Here is a 21,855-nt window from a genome sequence, read left to right as displayed (position 1 = left end):
CGCAATTTGCATATACAATTTGCATATGCAAATTGCTTCTATCCGGCCCGCCTTTGCCGGGCCGGCCGCCTTCTTGGTCCTAGCCGTCGTGCCGCCTGAACAGGCGCACACCGATCAGGCCGCCGAGAAGTCCGGCCAGAAGGGAGGCAATCAGCGCCGTCACGGAAACCCCGCCGCCAATTGCTGTCTCTCGGCCGGGCGCGGTGGATATGGCACCTGGTGTGCTGGCGGCATCGCGGGGGTTGGACCCGGCCTGGCGTTCCACACTGTCGCGGACACCGTCGCCGTCATCGTCGGGGTCGGTGACATCCGGATCGCCGTCATTGTCCAGGTCGCGAGGGTGGGCGTCATCCGCATCGTTGATGCCGTCGCCGTCATCGTCACTATCGGCGACATCGTCGACGCCGTCGCCGTCCAGGTCACCGGCCATGCCGCCGTTCAGGGGCGCGCTGTCCTCGCCGTCGGGGGTTCCGTCCCCGTCCGTGTCCCTGTTGACCGGGCTGGTTTCACCTGCATCCACCCGCCCGTTGCCATTGGTGTCTTCCGCCGTGTCGGGTCTGTTGTCATTGTCGTCGTCGCTGTCCGTGCGGTCGGGTTCGCCGTCATTATCATGGTCATGGGGCAGGGGGTCACGGATATCCGGTGTCCCGTCCCCGTCGTCATCGCTGTCATCCTTGTCGTCGTTTCCATCATTATCATGGTCGTACGGGCTGGCGTCCCGGCCGTCGGCAATACCGTCATTGTCGTCATCCCTGTCGGTGCCGTCGGGGATACCGTCATTGTCATGGTCGCGCGGATAGCGGTCCTGGCTGTCCGGAATACCGTCATTGTCGTCATCGTCGTCCTCGTTGTCGGGACTGCCGTCATTGTCATGATCGCCGGGATGGGGATCGCGCTGTCCGGGGCGCAGGGGAACGCCCGGCACCGGCGTGTCGATCAGGCCGTCGCCATCCGGGTCGGCGATACCGTCGCGCGGGCTGGGATCGTCGGCATCCTTGATGCCGTCATTATCATCGTCGTCGTCTTCGCTGTCCGGGATGTTGTCATTGTCATGATCGCGTGGAAAGGGGTCGACATCGTTGGGCAGGCCGTCATCGTCATAATCGCGGGGGAAGGGGTCCCGGTCATTGGGGGTGCCGTCCCCGTCCATGTCCTTGTCCAGTTCGTCGCGGATACCGTCATTATCCAGATCGAACGGACTGCCGTCCTCGCCGGGGTCGACCCTGCCGTTGCCGTTGGGGTCGTCGGCGATGCCGTCACCGTCCATGTCCGGGTCCACCGGGTCCTCGATACCGTCGCCGTCCCGGTCCGCCGCCGTGGCCGGTGTCATCGGCGCCGCCAGCCAGACGGGCACGGCCACCGCGCTGATCAGGACAAAACGATGCAGGCTGGTCTTCATGGCTTTTTCCCCTTCCTTGAAAAGCGATTGAAGAAACAACTGGTTAATACATTTGATTAATATAGCATAAGTAGAAAACATACAATTTATTTAGGGATGTTCGTCATGGCGTGCCGCCACCAACGCCGCCGCGACTGTCAGTGTCGATACCATTGCCGTTGCCTTGTGCCCGAGACACGTCATTTCCCGCGTGCGGGATGGCGGCAAAGTGTTAACATGGCCGACAGACACGCTTTACAAATCTGGACAGGAACGGAGGGTCGAACAATGCGGGTGCAGACAAAAGTCACATGGCTGGTGGTTGCCGATGGCGGACAGGCGCGGATTTTTGTCAGCCACGGCAAAAAGGACGGTTTGACCAAGCTGGACGACAGTGTCGCCGATCTGGAAGCCGGCCTGCCGCGCGGAACGGCCGACACACGCGGCAGGACCTTCGACAGTGGCGGCCAGGGTCGTCACCGCCTTGAGGGGGCGGACCCGCGCGCCCACGCCAAGACCCGTTTTCTCGCCGATCTGGCGGACCGACTGAACAAGGGCGCTTTGGCGGACCGGTACGACCGGCTTGTCCTGATCGCGCCGCCGAAGGCGCTTGGCGAATTACGCGGCCACCTGCACAAACAGGCTCAAAACCGCCTGGCGGTGGAACAGCCGTCCGATCTGGTCCATCTGAACGAGCATGACCTGACCGAGCAGCTGCGCGACCTTTTGTAGTAAAACAACCCCATAAAGTATATTGCCGGCCGTCTCCGCTGCAAAATGAAAAGGGGCGGGCGCGATTCAGCCTGTCCGCCTGTCTGCGCCACAGCCGTGGTGTTAGGTTTGTGAAAAGCCAGACACTGCGCATGCGATGGGGGTCGCAGGGGGTCTGCGGTGCGTGCCAAATCGTCGATACTGGAAAATGGTCTGGGGCCCATACCCGCCGCCGGCGCATCGCGCGCAAGGCTTCGGCGTAAAAGGCGGGAGAAAATCTCCAGCCTGTCCGTGCCCTTCAGGCTTAATCTGCTGAACAGCCTCGTCCTCATATCCGGAATGCTCAGCGTCTTCGGTGCCTATGAGATCCAGCTCGGCAGCACCATGCACAATCTGAACTATCTGCACCAGAAACATGTCCATATCCTCAATCAGCAGGTCAGCGCCTACAAAAGCGGTACGGTCCCGCTTGAGAGGATACAGTCTGTGGTCCTTGATATTCGCAAACAGCCCATGGCATGCCTCGAGGCCGTCAATGTCGTCGACCGTATGGTGATGCGTCTGCTCGGCACCCACAGGGCGCTGGAATTGTGCCGCGAGGATATCGATCTGGCCAATCGGACCCTGACCATGCTGGAAAACCATGCCCAGATGAACGGGGTGGACAGGGTGGACGGAGTGGCCAGGGCGGACGGGGTGAATGGCGACCGTCTGGCCATCGTGCATGTGCTTGAAGAAACCATCGACGGATTTTCCGCCAACAGCGAGGAATTTGAACCCCTGGTCGACAAGACGGTGTCCAGTGTCTTTCTGATCGTGCTGGGCATGGTCATCGCCAAGGGACTTGCCGTCCCGTTTTTCGGGCTGGTGGTGTCGTCCGGTATCTCGCGGGACTACCGCGATCTGGCCATGACCCGCCGGCGGCTGATCCGCGAACGCAGGCGCAATGAGGTCATCCAGGCAGAAAAAATGACATCCCTGTCAACCATGGTTGCGGGTGTCGCGCATGAGATCAACACCCCCGTCGGTGTCTGTCTGACAGCCGCCAGCCATGTCCGGGAACAGACCCTGCAGACACGCGGTGCCTATGAGGCGGAAACCCTGACGGAAGAAGGGCTGACGGCCTATTTCCAGGAAACGGTGGAAGGGCTGGAGATCATTCAGAACAATCTGACGCGCACGTCGGAGCTGGTGAAAAGTTTCAAACAGGTCTCCGTCGACCAGACAATGGACGAAAAACGTCCCGTTATTCTCAAGGAATATGTCTACGACATCCTGACCAGCCTGCGCCCCATCACCAAGAAATCACCGGTCCATATCGAGGTCGACTGCCCGCACGGCCTGATCGTCGAAATCTATCCCGGCACACTCAGTCAGATCATCACCAATCTGGTGACCAATGCCCTGCTGCACGCCTATCCGCCCGGCACCGGGGGGCAGATCCGCATCCGTTTCGAAACCCAGGCGCAGGGCCGTCTGACCCTGCGCTTCGCCGATGACGGCGCCGGCATCCCCAAGGACATCAAGGACAAAATTTTCGACCCCTTCGTCACGACGAAACGGGGGCAGGGCGGAACCGGGCTCGGCCTGCACATTCTCCACAATCTGGTGACCGGAAATCTGGACGGCACGGTCACATGCGACAGCACGCCGGGCGCGGGTACGGAATTCATCATCCGCTTCCCGTGCGAGACGATTTCCCAACTGGACAGGAAAAGCACATCCGAGAGAACCGTATCATGACCAGGTCTTCGCCTCTGAAACTGAAACGCAGTCCTGTCGGGGAAAGCCCGCAAGGGGATGCCGGGCCGGTAAAGGGCGCGTGGAAAATCCTGATTGTCGACGATGAAACGGAAGTCCACAGCGTCACCAAACTGGCGTTGAACGGATACCGCTTCGCCGGCAAGGGATTGCAGTTTCTCGATGCCCACTCCGGGGCCGAGGCTCGGGATATCCTGGCCGCGCATGACGATATCGCGCTGGTGCTGCTGGATGTGGTCATGGAGACCGAGCATGCCGGCCTCGACGTGGTCGGCTATATCCGGGAAACGCTGGGCAACAGGCTGACACGGATCGTCTTGCGCACCGGTCAGCCGGGGCAGGCCCCCGAAAGACGCGTTATCATCGATTTCGACATCAATGACTATAAGGAAAAAACCGAGCTGACGGCGCAGAAACTGTTCACATTGATGAGCGCATCCCTCAGGTCCTACCGCGACATGGTGGCGCTGGAAGACAGCCGTCGGGGCCTGAAGAAGATCATCGACGCATCGGCCAACATCTTTACCCAGACATCGATGCAGAAATTCGCCGAAGGGGCGCTGGAACAGCTGCTGTCCCTGCTGCGCGTCAAGAAGGGGGACGCCTTCTATGGCCGCCGCATCGATGCCATGGCCGCCCTGCGTAAGGACAGCCGGGTTGAAATCCTGGCCGGTACCGGCAAGTACGCGCGCGCGGAAAGGCAGGTGTCCCAGGGGGGGATGCCCGACACCACCATGTCAGACACCATGCCAAATACCATGCCAGACACCATGGACGAACTACCGGCCGAGATCGGCGGACTGCTGGAAAGGGCGGCCGACAGGAATATCATCATGGACCGGCAGATTCTCAGCTACCACAAGGGCCCCAGCGGTCATGAGAATTTTCTCTATGTCGGCGGCGACGTGGATATGGAAACCATCGACCGGGACATGATCGAACTCTATGCCCGCAATGTCGGCGTGGCGTTTGAAAATGTCGATCTGCACCGGCAGATTGAAGAAACCCAGCGCGAGGTCGTCTACCGCCTTGCCGAGGCGGTCGAGACTCGCTCGATGGAAACCGGCAATCACCTGAAACGGGTGGCCGCCATGTGCAAGCTGCTGGCCCTTGAATACGGTCTCAGCGAGGACGAGGCCGAAATCCTCATGTATGCCTCGCCCCTGCATGATGTGGGCAAGATCGCCATCCCGGACGCGATCCTCAACAAGCCCGGCAAGCTGGATGCGGCGGAGTGGGAGGTGATGAAAACCCATTCGGAATTGGGTCACCGCATGCTGGTATCGTCGGACAAGCCGATCCTGAAGGCGGGCGCCATTATCGCCCTCGAACACCACGAAAAATGGGACGGTACCGGCTATCCGAACGGAAAAGCAGGCAAGGATATCCATATTTACGGGCGCATCGTCGCCATTGCCGATGTCTATGACGCCCTGGCCAGCAAGCGCTGCTACAAGGATGCTTGGGCGCTCGGCGATATCTACACATTGGTCAAATCCGAAAAAGGCCGCCATTTCGACCCGGACATTGTCGATGTCCTGACGCGCAATCTGGATTATGTTCAGCAGATCATGGTCGATTATGCGGATGGGCAGACAGAGCTTTTCGGAAAACCGCGCGCCGTCTCTCTCTAACGGTTTCCAACCTTCATAGGGTGCCCGGTCTGAACGGCGAAGCGCTCGGACAGGGCCCGTGTTGCATGTTCGGCAACACGGGCTTCGCGTTTCAGGGTCTGGTGTCCGGGATGCGGTACGGCAATATGGGGGCGGTCAATCGCCGGACGGACCGGCCAGACACATAAAGCCGCTACAGTGAACCCGGCCCGGTAAAGCCGACACAGTGAAAAGGACTGCCTCCATGAAACCGACGCATCGCAAAACCCTCTCATCGCTGGCGGTTGCCGGCACCCTGCTCGCCGCCGTCACGGCCGCCGTTCCGGTATCGGCCGCGCCCGATGTGCCGTCCGGCGTTTACGGCCTGGACCCGACCCATGCCAGCGTCACCTGGAAGGTCAATCATCTGGGCCTGTCCAATTATACCGCCCGTTTTACCCGGCTGGATGCCAGCATCGACTATAATGCCGCCGCCCCGGCGGACAGCCGCGTGTCCGTCACCATAGACCCCGCGTCTCTTGAAACCGATTATCCCTTCGCCGATCAAACCGATTTCGACGCCGAACTGCGCGGACCCCAGTTTTTCAACACCGCCGAATACGGCGCGATCACCTTTACCTCCACCCGCCTTCAACTCACCGGCGAGACAACGGGCAAACTGCACGGTGATCTGACCCTTTTGGGACAAACGCGGCCCGTCGTTCTGGATGTGACGCTGAACGGCTCCATGGCCGAACACCCTTATGCCAAAAAGGCCGCGCTGGGCTTTTCGGCGCGGGCCGTGGTGAAACGCTCCGACTTCGGCATGACGCATCTGGTGCCCTATATCGGCGACGATGTGACCGTGCTGATCGAGGCCGAGTTTATCGCCCGATAACCGCGTCACGCCGCACATCGCCCCCACGCCCGGCCCGCCCGTTCGGCCGATATGGATGGAGACACCCATGCCGCAAGCACCCCGCAGCCGATACACATATGGTGCGATCATCCTGCACTGGCTGATGGCCTTTGCCCTTGCCGGCATGGTTGTCTCCGGCCTGTGGATGACCGGGGCGATCGACCGGGCGGATGACCGCGCGCTGGCCTTCCGCGTCTATCAGCTGCACAAATCCTTCGGGCTCAGCCTGCTGGTGTTGCTGGCCGTACGGCTGGCATGGCGCCTGACGCACCGCCCGCCCGCCCTGCCGGCCACCATGGCGAAGGCGATGCGGGGCATCGCCCATGTCACCCACTGGGCGCTTTATGTCCTGATGGCGGCTATACCGCTGGCCGGATGGGCCATGGTCTCCGCCAGCGTATGGGATCTGCCGACCATTTGGTTCGGCCTGTTTGAATGGCCTCATCTGCCCGGCCTTGCCGATCTGCCGGTGGACCGCAAGGGGCCGGTGGAGGAAACGCTCAAGACTGTGCACAGGCTGCTGGCCTACGGCCTGGCAGGCATCGTCCTGATCCATGCCGGCGCGGCGCTGAAACACCATGTTATCGACGGCGACGATATTCTGTCGCGCATGATCCCCATGCTGAAACCGAAACGCAAACCCGACCCCGATCCCCACCCCGAAGCTGGTGCCTGACCACCCCCGGAAAGCGTCAAGGACAAGGAGACCCCCAATGCTAAACATCCGCATAACACTGATGTCTTTTGCCGTGATCCTGCTGGCAGTGGTCCATGCGGCGGGCGGCTCCGCCGTCCATGCCGGCGGCTGGACGGTCGATCATGGCGCCAGCCATATTGCCTTTGCCGGGACCCATGCCGGCCAGCCTTTCGAGGGCCGCTTTGCCGACTGGCGCGCGGATATCGTTTTCGCACCGGACACCCTGCCGGCCGCCAGGGCCGATGTGACCATCGCGACCGGGTCCGCCGCGACCGGGTCGCCGCTCTATGACAGCACGCTTGTCAAACAGGACTGGTTCGACACCGCGACCCATCCCGAGGCCACGGTGAGCGTGCGGGATTTTCAGGACACCGGGGGCGGCGCCTACAGCGCCCGCGCCACCGTCACCATCCGTGGCACCGGCGTGACGCTGGATTTGCCCTTCACCGTGGCGATGGACGGCGACCGCGCCGTGATGGATGCGGCCGTCAGCCTGAACCGGCTGGACTTCGCCATCGGCGCGGGCTCGGACGCCACCGGTGACTGGGTGTCGCCCAACATCGATGTCCGTCTGCATGTCGAAGCGGTCCGCCGCGCGGAATAGGGGAATGATCCGGCCATAGTTCGGATCAGGATTAACAGACCGGCCAATCTCGGATCGACCAGTCCCGAATTAACGCGTCTCGGACTGACCAGTGTCAGATCGATACGTGTCAGGCCCGAGGGCCGGCCGTCTCCGGCCCCGGGGCGTTGACCGTTATAGTAAGGCGGGTTTCTTCCAAGGCCTGCGGGCCAATCGCCTTGCGAAGTGTCAGACAGCCTGTCCGGCGGCCCATCCGCTGGCCCAGGCCCACTGGAAATTGTAGCCGCCCAGCCAGCCGGTAACATCCACCGCCTCGCCGATGATGAACAGGCCGGGCTGGTCTTTTACTTCCATGGTTTTCTGGTTCAGCGCGGCGGTATCGACGCCGCCTTTCGTCACTTCCGCCTTGGCGTAGCCTTCGGTCCCGGCGGGGTAAAGGCGCCATGCCGTCAGCATGTCGGTCAGCCGGGCCAGCGCCTTGTTGGACAGGGTCGCCATTGTCGCGCCCATGATCCGGGCCTGTTCGGTCAGGGCATCGGCCAGGCGTTTGGGCATCCGCTCGCCGAGGATAGTGGCCGCCGCCGCCTTGGGGCGCGCCTGCCGGGCCGCCGCCAGCCATGCGGGTACATCGTCCACATCCGCCAGCAGATTGACGGTGATCGCGGTGTCGGGGGTCCAGTAGCTGGAAATCTGCAGGATCGCCGGGCCGGACAGGCCGCGGTGGGTAAACAGCAGATTTTCGGCAAACCGCATGGCCCCCTTGCCCGCGCCGGTGGCGACGGTCGCCGGCTGCGACACGCCGGACAGCGCGGCCATGAAGGCCCTGTCATCCTGCGCGAAGGTGAACGGCACCAGGGCCGGCTCCGCCGGGACCAGGGGCAGGCCGAACTGCCGTGCGATCCGGTGGGTGAAATCGCTCGCCCCCATTTTCGGGATGGACAGGCCGCCGGTGGCCAGCACCAGCTTGGCCGTCCGGATGTCGCCCATGCTGCCCGTCAGACGGAAACCGTCGCCGTCGCGGCTGACGGCGGTGGTTCTGGCGCCCAGCGCCACCTGTACGCCGCCCTTGCGGCACTCGGCCAGCAGCATGTCGACCACGGCGCCGGCCTTCTGGTCGCAGAACAGCTGTCCCAGCGTCTTTTCATGCCAGCTCAGGCCGTGTGCGGCCATCATGGTCATGAAGTCCCCGGCGCTGTAACGGCTGAGAGCTGATTTGGCGAAATGCGGGTTGCGGCTGATAAAACGCTCGGCGCGTACGTCCAGATTGGTGAAATTGCAGCGCCCGCCGCCCGAAATCAGGATTTTCGCCCCTGGCTTCTTGTTATGCTCGATCAGGAGGACGCGGTGTCCGCGTTTGCCCGCTTCGCCCGCGCACATAAGACCGGCGGCGCCTGCGCCGATGACGACCACATCGAAATGCTGCACGAAACTGTCCTGCCCGCTTGTTGCGCCCTAGGCTGCTTTTGTGCCTTGGCCTGCCTGTTTTGACCTGGAAGGGGCTTTACCACGGGCCGGCGGTCCGGGACAGGATTTCTCAGACGTCCGCGTTCGTGTCCCCATCGCCGTTCCTGTGCCCGTCTCTGTACCCGGCCCGGTCCGGCCCTGTGCCGAACGCGGACAGGCAGGCGATGACCTCATCGTCGCTGACCTGCTCGAAGTCGGCATAATGCAGGCTCAGCGCGCGGAAGGCCGCCGGTGTCTCCAGGCAGACCAGATCGTCCACCAGCGGTCTCAGGACTTGTATGCTGTCGGGCGGTGCCACTGGGGCCGCCAGGATGATCCGTTTCGGGTTTTCCTCGCGGATGGCCAGAATGGCCGCGCGCACCGTCGCTCCGGTCGCGATTCCGTCGTCCACCAGAATGACCGTCCGTCCCGTCGCCGGTTTGCGCTGCCTGCCGCCGGCATAGCGCCTGCGCCGTGCTTCCAGCGCTTTCAGCAGCCGTTTCTCTTCCCGTTCCAGATAGGCGCGGGAAATACCGCACTGCTCGATCAGACTGTCATTAAGGGCAATGTGAACGGCCTTGCCGTCGGTAATGGCGCCGATGGCCAGTTCCGGCTGGCCCGGCGCGCCGATTTTCCGCACCAGCACCACATCCAGGGCCGCGTCCAGGGCCCGGGCGATTTCGGCGGCCACCGGCACGCCGCCACGCGGCAGCGCCAGCACAAGCGGGGCGTCCCCGCCATACCGTGCAAGCCGCTCGGCCAGCCGTTGTCCCGCATCCTGCCGGTCGCGTATCATCGGTGTATCTCCACCCCCGCGCCCTCTGGAGTATCCTCTGCTTTGTCCGCCGGGTCGTCCACTGGTTCATCCGGCAGATGACGGGTGAACCAGTCTACCGTCAGTGCCACCACCGCCTCCAGACAGCCCGGCTCCTCGAAAAGGTGGGTGGCACCGGGAACAAGGCGCATCTCCCGCCGGCCCGCAAGCTGGGCGCGGGCCTGTTCATTCAGCTCGATAACGCCGGTATCCCGGTCCCCGACGATCAGCAGGGTGGGGGCCTGTACACGGGTCAGATAGCTGCCCGCAAGGTCCGGCCTGCCGCCCCGTGACACCACGGCCCGCACCTGCGGTGCGCCCTCGGCCGCCGCCACAAGTGCCGCCGCCGCTCCCGTGCTGGCCCCGAAATATCCAAGGTTAAGGGCGGCTGTTTCCGGATCGTCCCGTGTCCAGTGTCCGGCGGCGGCAAGGCGCCGCGCCAGAAGCGGTATGTCGAAAACACGGGCGCGGTCCTGGGCCTCATGGCCGTGTAGCAGGTCGAACAACAGGGTTGCCAGCCGGGCCTTTTGCAGACTTTCGGCAACCTGCATGTTGCGTGGGCTGTGCCGGCTGCTACCGCTGCCGTGGGCGAAGACGACCATACCCAGCGCATTCGCCGGCACACACAGCCGTCCCGGCAGGTCATAGGGCGGGATGATCACATCCCGGCTGACGGGTGTGCCTGTATCGGCCGTCGGCTGTATCGGCACGGCTGAAATCCCCTCTGTCGTCCCTCCATTCGGCACATACGGGCCATTCCCATACAATTCTACCTACCAATCGATAGACAAAATCCCGCACGCGAAAGCTCTGTGAAAAACCCGATTGTATCACAGGGCGCCTGCGGTGGTTTGCGCAGGATCAAAGAACCCGCGAAGGGTCCCCCCACGCTTATGTCCGGTTTCTCCTGACAGCTATATAGTCTCTTATTTTCAGTGCGTTAGTATCAATTTCTGTGACTGTGCGCCTGTGGCCTTATGACTGTATGGGCGGGGGCCGTGGCTTGTCGTGGACCGGCCAAAGATCAGTCGGGGACCGGCCAGGGACCGTCCGGAAGACAGCGGTCCACCGGGTCATTTCCCGGTATATATGCGGATTTTTCAACAAACTGACCTATCGATAGATAGATCAAGGTCTCGCGCGCGGGCGCCGTATGAAAGTGTAACCCGGTAAATCCCGTGACCCCGTAAACCCCGAATTCTGGCGGCCGGGATATGGGGGGCCGGTACGGTCCCGACAAAGAGGCTCTTTTCATGGAACGCCGCTGCCGCCGGTGTGGGGCCCCGCTGTGACCCGGCGGCCGGTCATGCCGCCGGATGCGGGCATGGTGTTACAGGGGGGATAGAGCTATCGCAAAAGTCTAACTTGTGTCATTATAAAATCAATGATTGTATTTTGTTCGCGTCTTCACTCACCCCTTATCCATTATGGAGACAGATCATGACAGGAACATCCGCGCAAAGGCTGGTTCTGTATACGCAGAATGCCGACCGGCTTTCCGATGTCGTATCGACGCCGATCACCGACTTTATCGTGACCTTCATTATCAACACCTCCGAGGATCCGATGACCTTCACATTCAGCGGCGGTGATGTCAGCGCCCTGAAATCCGAGGTCGAGGCCGTCCAGGCAGCCGGCAAGCGCGTGCTGATCTCATTCGGCGGCGGCACCATGGGCTCGCCGAATTATCAGCCCCTTGTCGGTCACGAAACGGCCGTGGCCGACGCACTGACCCGCTTTGTCGCCGAGGGCGGCTTTGACGGGATCGATCTGGATTATGAGGATACCGGCGCCCTCGCATATGGTGACCCCTATGACGGTGTCGCCTTCATCTCGGACCTGACCAACGCCCTCGCCGCGGCGTTTCAAAGCACCTTTCCGGGGCAGAAGAAATATATCACTCACGCGCCGCAGGGGCCCTATTTCGTCCAAGGCTGGAATTTCGCCTACCAGCAGGTGCTGGCCAACACCGGCGATGCCATCGACTATCTCAATATCCAGTTTTACAACAATCCCGGCTTTGAAGGGCCGAGCGACATTCTGTCCTGCTATACCGACTGGGCCGATGGCGCGAACGGTCAGACCCCGATAGACCCGAGCCGCATGGTCATCGGCCTGCCGGTCACGGCGGGCGATGCCGGCAGCGGCTATGTGCCCCTGGACCAGATCCCCCCGCAAATCATCGCGCCGGTCTCCAAGGCCTTTCCCACATTCGCGGGCATGATGGGCTGGCAGTTTCTCAGCGACCCGCAGGATACCTGGGTGGATACGATCGGCGCGGCCCTGCATCTTCAGTCCGCCACAAGGGCCGCCGAGTAAAACCGGACAAGTCCGGAAAGTGAAACCGTGCCCGACTGGGCGGAGTGAAGCTATGCGGTGCGCCACCCTGCGTGGATACGGCGGCGTGGCTGCGGCTTGGGTGTCTTATGGCTGTACCGGCAGCAGATCGTACGGGCAGGTCAGGGCGCCGTCCGCTTCCTGCCGGCCGCCAAACAGCGCCATGTCTTCCTTCGGCGCCGGTGTGACACCCGGCATCAGATCGAATTGCAGCCACGCCGTCCGCTGGTTGCGCCCCCGGGCAAAGCCGATTTTATACGCGCAACGCATGAAATACGGATCGAATTGCTCGGTTTTCCCGTTGGTGCGTGCGGCCACGCAGTCGGGGTCGTCGCTGGTCTGAATGTCGTGATTGCTCAGATAGGTGTAGCGTGACAGATAATCCCCTTCGCCGATCGTGCTTTTCAGACTGTTTTCCAGCCAGTACACGCCGTCCTGAAACATCTGGTCGATGGCAATTCTGGACGAGGATTCGGCAATGGAAAACAGGTCCGGGTTCGGATCGCGCTGGACGGATTTGAAATCGCGTGATGACTGGTTGCCGTTGATGATGACCGACACATGCAGTTTCAGCCCGCCTGTTTCCAGCGCCTGCGCCAGTGCGTCATAGCCCATGATGGTCGGCCAGAACAGGCCGCTGCGGGTCGTGCCGTCGACAAATAATTCCCCCTCGATCTGGCGGGGGGGAAAGGCCAGCGGAATGGCGGCCGAGGCCAGCACCGTTTCCGCCAGACAGGCGCCGGCCGCGTCGTCCTCCGGGACGCGTTCGGCAATCGCTTTCATGTCAATGGCATAAAAAAGATTGTCATCCAGATTGACGGCCCCCACATAGGCGCGCTTGCGGGACGGCAATCCGCGATAGACGTCCAGAAATTCAGCAATGCCCTCATAGGTCCGCTTTTCCAGTCCGTCCATCCGGTACAGTGAGACCGGATTGCCCAGAAACGCGAAGAAGGACCGTTCCTTCACCAGATGCTGCACCGTGTCGGCGGTATATTCCCGCGTCAGCCGACAGTCCGCCTTCCGGCGTATGGTCTCCGCCGGTATGCCGTCCACATCCCCGTCGACCGAGCCCGGCAGCACAAGGGCCGCCTGCATCGCGCCCGTGCTGATCCCGGTGATCACGTCAATCTCGCTGCGGCCAAACGGGGCGCCGGCGGTCGCACCGGGCCGGTCGCGCGTATCGCGGGCCAGCGACCAGCCGGTCAGGAACCCGGCACCATACGCCCCCCACTGCCCCCCGCCCGACAGAACAAGGATGTTCACGGTTTTGGTGGGGGTACCGTCAATGGTGATGGGCGGCCTGTCCAGGGCGGCAACCGCATTCACTGCCCCCAGAAGGTCGTACATAACCGGTTGCTGCGTTTGCGCGAACGGGCTGCGGCCGACGAAAATCGGCGGTTTCGGCTGGCGCCGCAGGCTGCCGTCACCGTGCCGGATGTCGGTATAGCCCGTCTGTCCCTCATACCCGTAGAAAAAGGTCCCGCATCCCGACACGTTCGCCGGCAGTTGCGGCGTCGATGCGCAGGCGGCCGAAAGAACGGCCAAAAGCACTGTCAAAACCATCGGGAGAAGGACGCGCGGCGCATCGGTCATGGTCGTGGCCGGCGTGGCGGAAAACGGGGTGTGACAGCGCATGGCAAGCCCCTGCAAAGCGCATGTTGGAAGGACGGACCCGGAAAATCCGACGCCACTCTACCCCGTCTGTGAAAAAAAACAACGGCTGGCGGCAAATGCCGGGACCGCATGCGGCCTGTCATGACGTACGGCCTTGACGGTCCGTCTCCGTGACGGGACAGGGTTCTGTCCGGTTATGGGCCGGGAGGGTGGCCGGGACGGGAGATCAGGGCGAGGGAAAGGTGATCTCGTCGTCGATGCGGTCGATGGCTTTCACCAGATCATCCGGCAGGACGATACCGGCACTGTTCAGCGCGACCTCCAGCTGGTCGGTCGTGCGGGCGCCGATGATGGTCGACGTGACAAAGGGCTGCCTGTTGATGAAGGCCAGCGCCATGGTCACCGGGTCCATGCCGTGATCGCGTGCCAGTGCCACATACCGCCGCGTGGCCTCCACCCCCCGGTCTCCCAGATAACGGGGGAATTGTTGGCCGAACAGGGTCAGGCGCGCCCCGTCCGGCTTGGCGCCGTCCAGAAATTTTCCCGACAATGTGCCGAAGCCGGTCGGCGAATAGGCCAGCAGGCCGCACTCCTCGCGGATGGAGGCCTCCGCCAGTCCAACTTCGTAAGACCGGTTCAAAAGATTGTACGGGTTCTGCACGCTGGCGATCCGAGGCACGCCCTTCGTCTGCGACAGGCTGAGCGCATGCATGACGCCCCAGGCGGTCTCGTTCGACAGGCCGACGGCGCGGATTTTGCCCGCGTCAACCAGATCACCGAGAACGCCCAGCGTTTCCTCCAGCGGAATGGCCCCCTTGTCGTCGCGGTCGCGGTAGCGCAACTGGCCGAAAAAATTCGTCGGACGTTCCGGCCAGTGCACCTGATACAGATCGATATAATCCGTTTTCAGGCGCCGCAGACTGTTGTCCAGTGCTTCCGTGATGCTGGCCCGGTCCAGGCGGGTCTGGCCGTCGTGCAGATGCGGACGGATATAGGGAAATGTCTTCGACCGTCCGACGACCTTGGTCGCCAGCACCACCTTGTCCCGTTTGCCGGTTTTCTCGAACCAGTTGCCGATGATGGTCTCGGTGGCGCCGTATGTCTCCTGAATCGCCGGAATGGAATACATTTCCGCCGTGTCGAAGAAATTGACGCCCCGGTCCAGTGCCATGTCCATCTGGGTGAAGCCGTCGGCTTCCGTATTCTGACGGCCCCAGGTCATGGTGCCGAGACAGATCAGACTGACCGACAGGCCGGTGCGGCCAAGCGGACGCTGTTCCATAAAGAAAAGACCCTTCCGGAAACGGGTGTGAGAAACCGCAGGCGCGGAATAGCGGCGGCGGCGTCAGGCCGCTGCCACGCCCTTGTCCGTCATCAGCTGCTGCAATTCACCGGATTCGAACATTTCGCGCACGATATCGCAGCCGCCGACAAATTCGCCCTTCACATACAGTTGCGGGATGGTCGGCCAGTCGGAAAATTCCTTGATCCCCTGACGCAGCTCGGCATCCTCCAGAACGTTGTAGCTTTCATAAGCCACATTCAGATGGCTCAGAACCTGCGATACAACGCTGGAAAAGCCGCATTGCGGAAAGACGGGCGTGCCTTTCATGAACAGGACGACATCGTCCTTCTGCACATAATCCCGGATGCGCGCCTGGGTATCATGATCCTGGGTCGAGATTTCGGTCATGCGATGAGTTCCTGTCTAAAAAGTTACCAAAACAGTCATGTTTCCCCCATGACATAGGGTGCGGTCCGCTTTTTGCCAAGGCAAACCTGCCTTCATCACGGGAAAAAGGCGGCTTTGCAGATGGGGGCGGCCGACATGCGGCGGCCTATTCCGGGGCACTGGTCTGAAGAGCCAGGGCGTGCAGTTCGCCGCCCATCCGTCCCTTCAGGCTTTTATAGACCATCTGGTGCTGTTGGACGCGGGATTTGCCGCGAAATCCTTCATACACCACATGGGCCGCATAATGGTCGCCGTCGCCGCGCAGATCCTCGATCCGCACCTCCGCGCCCGGCAGGCTTTCCTTGATCAGCTGTTCAATGTCTTCCGCGTGCATGGCCATGATTGCCGCTCCCTCTTGACTGGCGGTCCCCATCAGATAATCCCCCGTGTGCTTTTTGGCAATCGGGGCCGGCCCGGTCAGGCTGTTTTTTGATCCAGAAGATAGGCCTTGAGATCGCCGTACAGGCATTGCAGCCCGTCTGTGTCCGGACGGTAGCGATCCCGTCGTTTGTAACATGCCTCCAGGTCGCCGGGATCGGGTGACCAGTTCACCGGCAGAACCGACGACAGTTTTTCCAGAAAATGATACTGGTGATCGTCCGCGACCGTCCGGTTGGGAAACGTGATGAAGGGCGTGCCGAACATAAGGCATTCATACACCGTCATCCCGCCGTGCAGGATCACCAGGTCGGCATCCCGGATCAGGCTGCGGATATTCTTGCTGTAGCGGAAGAAGTCGCCGTGTTGAGGCTCATAAGTGCCATTGCCGATCTGGCATGTCAGGGGACTTGAAAAGACACCCAGCCCGGCCAGCCGGTCGGCCTCGGCAACCAGGGCGTCGAAGGGCAGACCGGTGCCAACGGTCAGGAAGATCACACCACTGTCCCCTTGTAAACCGCCCGCTTTGAATATTGTACCAGCTCCGGCCAGGGAACGTAAAAGCGGTCGATCAGACGCAGGGCCAGACAAAGCCGGGCCGTGCGCGACAGGCCGTCGACACGGGTCAGACTTTCGATAAAAACGGTTTTGCGGCCGCTTAGCCGGGCCGCCAGAAAGCACGGCAGGGCCAGATTGGACCCCACCGCCAGCACCGTATCGCACCGATGGACGCGGATAGCGGCACGTATGGCCCGGACATTCGCCGCGATGCCCCGGATCAGCCGCAGGGGGGACCGGCTGCCCCATGTGCGTATGGCGCTCAGATACACCACCGGCCCGTCCGGTACCGGCAGGCCCTCCAGACTGACTTCATCCCGCACAATGGCATAAATCAGATCGACCGCATCGCCGATACCGCGGGCGATCATCGCGGATTCGGTGACGAATCCACCCCCGTGAATGCACATCAGAAGCCTGGGTCTGTCAGTGGTCGGCGGCATGGCATCTCCCGGCCGTCAGGATCACGGGTGCGGATCAGTCCCCCATAAGGTCGGGCAGCCAGGCTTCGCTCAGCTGTCGCAGCTCGACCAAGGGTAGGTCAATCGGAAGGGCCAGGGCGTTGTCTCCATCGCCTTCGATCCGGACACTGTCCCCGTCCGTCCGGCCGATCCGGATGGCCGGTATGCCGGCCTGTCCGGCGCGTGCCAGGACGTCATCCGCCGCCGTGTCCTCCACCGCGACAAGATACCGCGCCTGGGTTTCGGAAAACAGGGTGACATGCAGGGGCAGCGTGTCCGGCAGCCTCAGGTGCGCGCCGACCCCGCCGGCCAGCGCCATGGCGACCACACCGGCGATCAGGCCGCCGTCCGACAGGTCGTGGCAGCAGGTCACCGTGCCGTCCCCGATCAGGCCGCGCACGAAATCGCCGTTGCTTTTTTCAACCGTCAGGTCGACGCGCGGCGGGGCGCCCGTGTTTCCTTGCACCGGCACACCCAGAATGTCCCGCTGGTACAGGCTGCACCCCAGCTCGTCGGCTGTCTTCCCGATCAGCAGAATGGTCTGCCCCGCGCCGGCAAAGGCCGCGGCGGCCCGTGCCGAGACATCCCTGACCAGTCCCACGCCGCCGATGGCCGGGGTGGGTAGAATGCCGACACCGTTTGTCTCGTTATACAGGCTGACATTGCCCGAGACGACCGGATAGTCGAGCGCGGCGCACGCCGCCGCCATGCCGTCGATACAGCCGACGAACTGCCCCATGATGTCGGGCCGTTCCGGATTGCCGAAATTCAGGCAATTGGTGATGGCCAGCGGCGTCGCCCCCGTGGCGGTCAGGTTCCGCCACGTTTCCGCCACCGCCTGTTTGCCGCCCTCGAACGGGTCAGCGTAACAATAGCGCGGTGTCACATCGGTGGATATGGCCAGCGCCTTGTCCGTGCCGTGCACCCGGACCAGTGCCGCGTCACCGCCGGGGCCGGCCACCGTGTCGGCCATGACCTGACTGTCATACTGTTCCCAGATCCACCGGCGACTGGCCAGCGACGGGCCTCCGATGAGCCGTTTGATCGCTCCGGCCAAATCGTCGACCAAATCGCCAACCGGATCACCGGGGGCGGGGACCTCGGCCCGGTCGCGTGCGGGCGTCGGCGTGTGCGGACGGTCATAATCGGGGGCGTCGTCCACAAGGCTCGGCACCGGAATGTCGCCGACCGTCTCGCCGTGAAAGGTCAGGGTCAGGTTGCGGCCTTCGACAATCTCGCCGATGACCGCGAAATCCAGGTCCCACTTGCGGAAAATCGCCTCGGCCTCGGCCTCGCGGCCGGGTTTGAGAACCATCAGCATCCGCTCCTGGCTTTCCGACAGCATCATTTCATAGGGCACCATGCCGCTTTCGCGCTGCGGTACGCGCTCCAGGTCCAGCCGCAGGCCGACGGCGCCTTTTGACGCCATTTCAACGGATGATGAGGTCAGGCCCGCAGCCCCCATGTCCTGAATGGCGACAATGGCGTCGGTGGACATCAGTTCCAGACAGGCCTCGATCAGCAGTTTTTCCGTGAACGGGTCGCCCACCTGAACGGTCGGGCGTTTTTCTTCCGTGTCTTCGGAAAACTCGGCCGAGGCCATGGTCGCACCGTGGATACCGTCACGGCCCGTTTTGGCCCCCACATAAACCACCGGATTGCCGATCCCGGCAGCAGCCGAATAGAAAATCCTGTCCGTATCCGCCACGCCGACCGTCATCGCATTGACAAGGATGTTGCCGTTATAGGCCGGATCGAAATTGGTCTCGCCGCCCACCGTCGGTACACCGACACAGTTGCCGTAACCGCCGATGCCCGCGACAACCCCTTCGACCAGATGGCGGGTTTTCGGGTGGTCGGGCGCCCCGAAACGCAGGGCGTTCATATTGGCCACGGGCCGCGCGCCCATGGTGAACACGTCCCGCAGAATACCGCCCACGCCGGTTGCCGCCCCCTGATAGGGTTCGATGAAACTGGGATGGTTATGGCTCTCCATCTTGAAGATGGCGGCCTGGCCGTCGCCGATGTCGATAACACCGGCATTCTCGCCCGGCCCCTGAATGACCCAGGGCGCTTCGGTCGGCAGCTTTTTCAGGTGACGGCGCGATGATTTGTATGAGCAGTGCTCCGACCACATGACGGAATAGATGCCCAGCTCCAGAAGGTTCGGCGCTCGGCCCATGGCGGCCTCGATGCGGGTGTATTCCTCTCGTGTCAGGCCGTGTTCGGCCACGATCTCGGCTGTGACGGTGTGTTCGTTCATAACATTCGGTCCTTACCCGAGAAGACTTTCAAACAGGGCGCGGCCATGGGTGCCGCCGTGCAGCGGATCGACGGCGCGTTCCGGATGCGGCATCATGCCGAGGATGCGGCGGTTCTCGCTCAGTATGCCGGCAATCCGGCGGGCGGACCCGTTGATGTCGTCGCTGTAGGTGAAGGCCACGCGGTCATCGCCTTCCAGCCTGTCAAGCGTATCGCCGTCGGCGACGAAATTGCCGTCATGGTGTGCCACGGGGAGATGGATGGCGCTCCCCCGGCCGTAGCCGGCGGTAAAACGGCTGTCGCCCGCCGTGACTGTCAGCTTGACGTCACGGCAGACGAATTTCAGTTTGCCGTTGCGCATCAGGGCGCCGGGCAGCAGGCCGCTTTCCGTCAGGATCTGAAAGCCGTTGCACACGCCCAGGATCGGCATCCCGGCCCTGGCGGCGCCTGCAAGCGCCGGCATGATGGGCGACTGCGCCGCCATGGCGCCGCAGCGCAGATAATCACCATAGGAAAACCCGCCCGGAATGGCGATCACGTCCACCTTCGGCAGGTCTGTTTCCTTGTGCCAGACCATGATCGGTGTGCGGCCTGTCACGCTTTCCAGCGCGACGGCCATATCGCGGTCGCAGTTCGACCCCGGAAAAACAAGAACGGCGCTGTCCATGGGGCGTTACTCCAGCTCGAAGCTGTAATTCTCGATCACCGTGTTGGCGAGCAGCTTTTCGCACATCGCCTTCACGCTGGCTTCGGCCTTGTCGCGGTCGTCTTCCATCAGGACCAGTTCGATGAACTTTCCCTGACGGGCGCCCTCGACGCCTTCAAAGCCGAGATTGGCAAGCGCGCCGCGAATGGCGGCGCCCTGCGGGTCCAGCACACCTTCTTTCAGGGTCACGTAAATACGGGCCTTCATGGACAATTTCCCCTTCATGAATTCAGCGTTTCGAATTCGGATTTTCGTTCCGGCTCATCCCTTGCGATGGCTGGACAGATCCTTCACATCCGCCGACGGCAGGATGCCGAGCCGGCGCGCCACTTCGGCATAGGCCTCCATTTCACCGCCGAGATCGCGGCGGAACCGGTCCTTGTCCATTTTTTCACCGGTTTCCATGTCCCACAGGCGACAGCCGTCGGGGCTGATCTCGTCGGCCAGCAGGGTGATGACCTCTTCGCCTTCATACAGGCGGCCGAATTCCAGTTTGAAATCCACCAGCTTGATGCCGATGCCGGCAAACATGCCCGACAGGAAATCATTCACCCTGAGCGCCAGGTGGGTCATGTCTTCAAGTTCCCAGTCATTGGCCCAGCCGAATGTCAGAATATGGTCCTCCGCGATCAGGGGATCGTCCAGTTCGTCGGATTTGAAACAATATTCCACCAGCGGGCGGGGCAGGGGCGTGCCTTCCTCGATGCCCAGCCGTTTCGACAGGGTGCCGGCGGCGATATTGCGCACGATCACCTCGACCGGGATGATTTCCACCGCCTTGATCAACTGCTCGCGCATGGACATGCGCTCGATGAAATGGTTGGGGATGCCGATGTCGGTCAGCGCCTTGAAGATATGCTCGGAGATGTGATTGTTGATCACCCCCTTGCCCGACAGGGTGCCTGTCTTCTTCTTGTTGAACGCGGTGGCGTCGTCCTTGAAATACTGGATCAGGGTTCCGGGCTCCGGCCCCTCATAGAGGATTTTGGCCTTGCCCTCATATACCATGTTGCGGCGGTTCATGCGCGGATGTGTCTCCTGGCTGCCGGTGATCGAGCGCGTCTCGCATATACCGGATGCGCGCTTTCTATAAGATATGCGGACGCCTGCGGCAACGCTTTAGCGCGCGTTTCAGACAGGCCGGTGGCTGACACTGGACTATCGGCCCGCATTTTTTCACGCCCTGAACTATTGGCCGCCTGTCCCGTGATCCGGTCCGTCGCCCGGCGCGCGGGCGCCGTGTATGCCCAATCTGCAAGACCCGCCCACAAGAGCCTTGTGGCATCGGGGCCCTGCCGTAATATAGCGGGAAGGGATAGGCCGCTGTCGCCGGCCTCTTGATATTTGGTGTCTGTCTGATTATTCGGCGTCTGTCGGATGGTTGCGTGTGGGCCGGATATTGGGTATCGGGTGCCGTATGTTTGGCGACCGACTGTCTCTGTCCGCCGGCACAGCCAGTTCCATTTTCATTCAGCCCGAGGGGGAGCCCTGATGACCACCTTTGACAGCCGGGAAAAGGCCTTCGAAGACAAATTCGCCCATGACGAGGAAATTATGTTCAAGGTCCGCGCCCGACGGAACCGCCTGTTCGGCGAATGGGTCGCGCAAACGCTGGACATGCCCAAGGCCGAGATATCGGCCTATGTCGACTCGGTCCTTGCCGCGGACCTGGAGGACGCCGGCGATCAGTATGTGATCCGCAAGGTGCGCGCCGATTTTGAGAAACACGGCGTCGACATGTCCGATCACAGGCTGGAAAAACATCTCGAGGAATGCATGTCCGAGGCCAAGGCCCAGATGCTGACAGGGGACTAGGCAGTGTACCCATAAACAGGGTTCCCAAATAGAGTGGGTTGTGCTTCAAGCTCCTTGAAGGAGTTGGATGATGGCGCGTTTTGATTTGAGC

22 protein-coding genes are annotated in these 21,855 nt (G+C 62.1%); 8 read left to right on the top strand and 14 right to left on the bottom strand.

Annotated elements, in window-relative coordinates; translation table 11 throughout:
- Positions 1-79: 79 nt before the first annotated feature.
- The gene (locus tag BXY39_RS13110; protein WP_147453579.1) at positions 80-1,399 is read right to left on the bottom strand and encodes a hypothetical protein; all 1,320 of its coding nucleotides are present in this window, start codon (positions 1,397-1,399) and stop codon (positions 80-82) included.
- Between the two features lie 267 nt (positions 1,400-1,666).
- Here BXY39_RS13110 and BXY39_RS13105 point away from each other — a divergent pair, with 267 nt between their 5' ends.
- From BXY39_RS13105 to BXY39_RS13070, 6 genes are all read left to right on the top strand, one after another.
- Positions 1,667-2,110 (top strand): baeRF12 domain-containing protein, encoded by a 444-nt coding sequence (locus BXY39_RS13105; protein WP_170163834.1) that lies wholly within the window; start codon positions 1,667-1,669, stop codon positions 2,108-2,110.
- Positions 2,111-2,269: 159 nt separating this feature from the next.
- Positions 2,270-3,832, top strand: a complete 1,563-nt coding sequence (locus BXY39_RS19190; protein WP_147453578.1) for a sensor histidine kinase — start codon at positions 2,270-2,272, stop codon at positions 3,830-3,832.
- Positions 3,829-5,484: a response regulator gene (locus tag BXY39_RS13085; RefSeq protein WP_121939346.1), complete on the top strand. Its 1,656-nt coding sequence runs from the start codon at positions 3,829-3,831 to the stop codon at positions 5,482-5,484. Before BXY39_RS19190 ends, BXY39_RS13085 begins: the two co-directional genes overlap by 4 nt.
- A 223-nt stretch (positions 5,485-5,707) precedes the next feature.
- Complete coding sequence (locus BXY39_RS13080; RefSeq protein ID WP_121939345.1) at positions 5,708-6,340, top strand: YceI family protein; 633 nt, start codon at positions 5,708-5,710, stop codon at positions 6,338-6,340.
- Between the two features lie 67 nt (positions 6,341-6,407).
- Complete coding sequence (locus tag BXY39_RS13075) at positions 6,408-7,037, top strand: cytochrome b (RefSeq protein ID WP_121939344.1); 630 nt, start codon at positions 6,408-6,410, stop codon at positions 7,035-7,037.
- 37 nt (positions 7,038-7,074) lie between these two features.
- Positions 7,075-7,662 (top strand): YceI family protein, encoded by a 588-nt coding sequence (locus BXY39_RS13070; RefSeq protein ID WP_121939343.1) that lies wholly within the window; start codon positions 7,075-7,077, stop codon positions 7,660-7,662.
- A 207-nt stretch (positions 7,663-7,869) separates the two neighbouring features.
- On the opposite strand, the gene BXY39_RS13065 is transcribed toward BXY39_RS13070, so the two are convergent.
- The 3 genes from BXY39_RS13065 to BXY39_RS13055 form a co-directional block, all read right to left on the bottom strand.
- A complete protein-coding gene (locus tag BXY39_RS13065) occupies positions 7,870-9,066 on the bottom strand; it encodes a BaiN/RdsA family NAD(P)/FAD-dependent oxidoreductase (protein WP_121939342.1) in 1,197 nt (398 codons plus the stop codon).
- Positions 9,067-9,175: 109 nt separating this feature from the next.
- Complete coding sequence (locus BXY39_RS13060) at positions 9,176-9,880, bottom strand: phosphoribosyltransferase (RefSeq protein WP_121939341.1); 705 nt, start codon at positions 9,878-9,880, stop codon at positions 9,176-9,178.
- Positions 9,877-10,608, bottom strand: coding sequence for a dienelactone hydrolase family protein (locus BXY39_RS13055; protein WP_211332243.1), 732 nt, complete (start codon positions 10,606-10,608; stop codon positions 9,877-9,879). Before BXY39_RS13055 ends, BXY39_RS13060 begins: the two co-directional genes overlap by 4 nt.
- Positions 10,609-11,338: 730 nt before the next feature.
- On the opposite strand from BXY39_RS13055, the gene BXY39_RS13050 reads away from it, so the two are divergent.
- On the top strand, positions 11,339-12,217 hold the full coding sequence (locus BXY39_RS13050) for a glycosyl hydrolase family 18 protein (RefSeq protein ID WP_121939340.1): 879 nt from the start codon (positions 11,339-11,341) through the stop codon (positions 12,215-12,217).
- Positions 12,218-12,322: 105 nt separating this feature from the next.
- Here BXY39_RS13050 and BXY39_RS13045 read toward each other — a convergent pair whose 3' ends face one another.
- The 10 genes from BXY39_RS13045 to purC form a co-directional block, all read right to left on the bottom strand.
- A complete protein-coding gene (locus tag BXY39_RS13045) occupies positions 12,323-13,873 on the bottom strand; it encodes a patatin-like phospholipase family protein (protein ID WP_121939339.1) in 1,551 nt (516 codons plus the stop codon).
- 205 nt (positions 13,874-14,078) lie between these two features.
- Entirely contained in the window at positions 14,079-15,134 is a 1,056-nt protein-coding gene (locus BXY39_RS13040) for an aldo/keto reductase (protein WP_121939338.1), read from the bottom strand.
- 63 nt (positions 15,135-15,197) lie between these two features.
- Complete coding sequence (gene grxD / locus BXY39_RS13035) at positions 15,198-15,545, bottom strand: Grx4 family monothiol glutaredoxin (RefSeq protein WP_121939337.1); 348 nt, start codon at positions 15,543-15,545, stop codon at positions 15,198-15,200.
- Positions 15,546-15,690: 145 nt separating this feature from the next.
- Positions 15,691-15,924, bottom strand: coding sequence for a BolA family protein (locus tag BXY39_RS13030; protein WP_121939336.1), 234 nt, complete (start codon positions 15,922-15,924; stop codon positions 15,691-15,693).
- A 77-nt stretch (positions 15,925-16,001) separates the two neighbouring features.
- On the bottom strand, positions 16,002-16,460 hold the full coding sequence (locus BXY39_RS13025; protein ID WP_170163833.1) for a glycosyltransferase: 459 nt from the start codon (positions 16,458-16,460) through the stop codon (positions 16,002-16,004).
- The gene (locus tag BXY39_RS13020; RefSeq protein ID WP_121939334.1) at positions 16,457-16,963 is read right to left on the bottom strand and encodes a glycosyltransferase family protein; all 507 of its coding nucleotides are present in this window, start codon (positions 16,961-16,963) and stop codon (positions 16,457-16,459) included. The genes BXY39_RS13025 and BXY39_RS13020 overlap by 4 nt, the downstream gene beginning before the upstream one ends.
- A gap of 34 nt (positions 16,964-16,997) precedes the next feature.
- Positions 16,998-19,244: a phosphoribosylformylglycinamidine synthase subunit PurL gene (purL, locus tag BXY39_RS13015; RefSeq protein ID WP_121939333.1), complete on the bottom strand. Its 2,247-nt coding sequence runs from the start codon at positions 19,242-19,244 to the stop codon at positions 16,998-17,000.
- Positions 19,245-19,256: 12 nt separating this feature from the next.
- Positions 19,257-19,910 carry a phosphoribosylformylglycinamidine synthase subunit PurQ gene (gene purQ, locus BXY39_RS13010; protein ID WP_121939332.1) on the bottom strand — a complete coding sequence of 218 codons (654 nt, stop codon included), beginning with the start codon at positions 19,908-19,910 and terminating at the stop codon, positions 19,257-19,259.
- 6 nt (positions 19,911-19,916) lie between these two features.
- Positions 19,917-20,156 carry a phosphoribosylformylglycinamidine synthase subunit PurS gene (gene purS / locus BXY39_RS13005; RefSeq protein WP_121939331.1) on the bottom strand — a complete coding sequence of 80 codons (240 nt, stop codon included), beginning with the start codon at positions 20,154-20,156 and terminating at the stop codon, positions 19,917-19,919.
- 54 nt (positions 20,157-20,210) lie between these two features.
- Positions 20,211-20,972 (bottom strand): phosphoribosylaminoimidazolesuccinocarboxamide synthase, encoded by a 762-nt coding sequence (gene purC / locus BXY39_RS13000; protein WP_121939330.1) that lies wholly within the window; start codon positions 20,970-20,972, stop codon positions 20,211-20,213.
- Between the two features lie 468 nt (positions 20,973-21,440).
- Between purC and BXY39_RS12995 the strand changes: the two genes are divergently transcribed.
- A complete protein-coding gene (locus BXY39_RS12995) occupies positions 21,441-21,764 on the top strand; it encodes a DUF1476 domain-containing protein (protein ID WP_121939329.1) in 324 nt (107 codons plus the stop codon).
- Positions 21,765-21,855 lie beyond the last annotated feature (91 nt).

The organism is Eilatimonas milleporae, from assembly GCF_003688555.1.
Taxonomy (GTDB): domain Bacteria; phylum Pseudomonadota; class Alphaproteobacteria; order Sphingomonadales; family Kordiimonadaceae; genus Eilatimonas; species Eilatimonas milleporae.
Note: the sequence above shows the minus strand (reverse complement) of the source record. Positions and strands in the feature narration are given on the sequence as shown.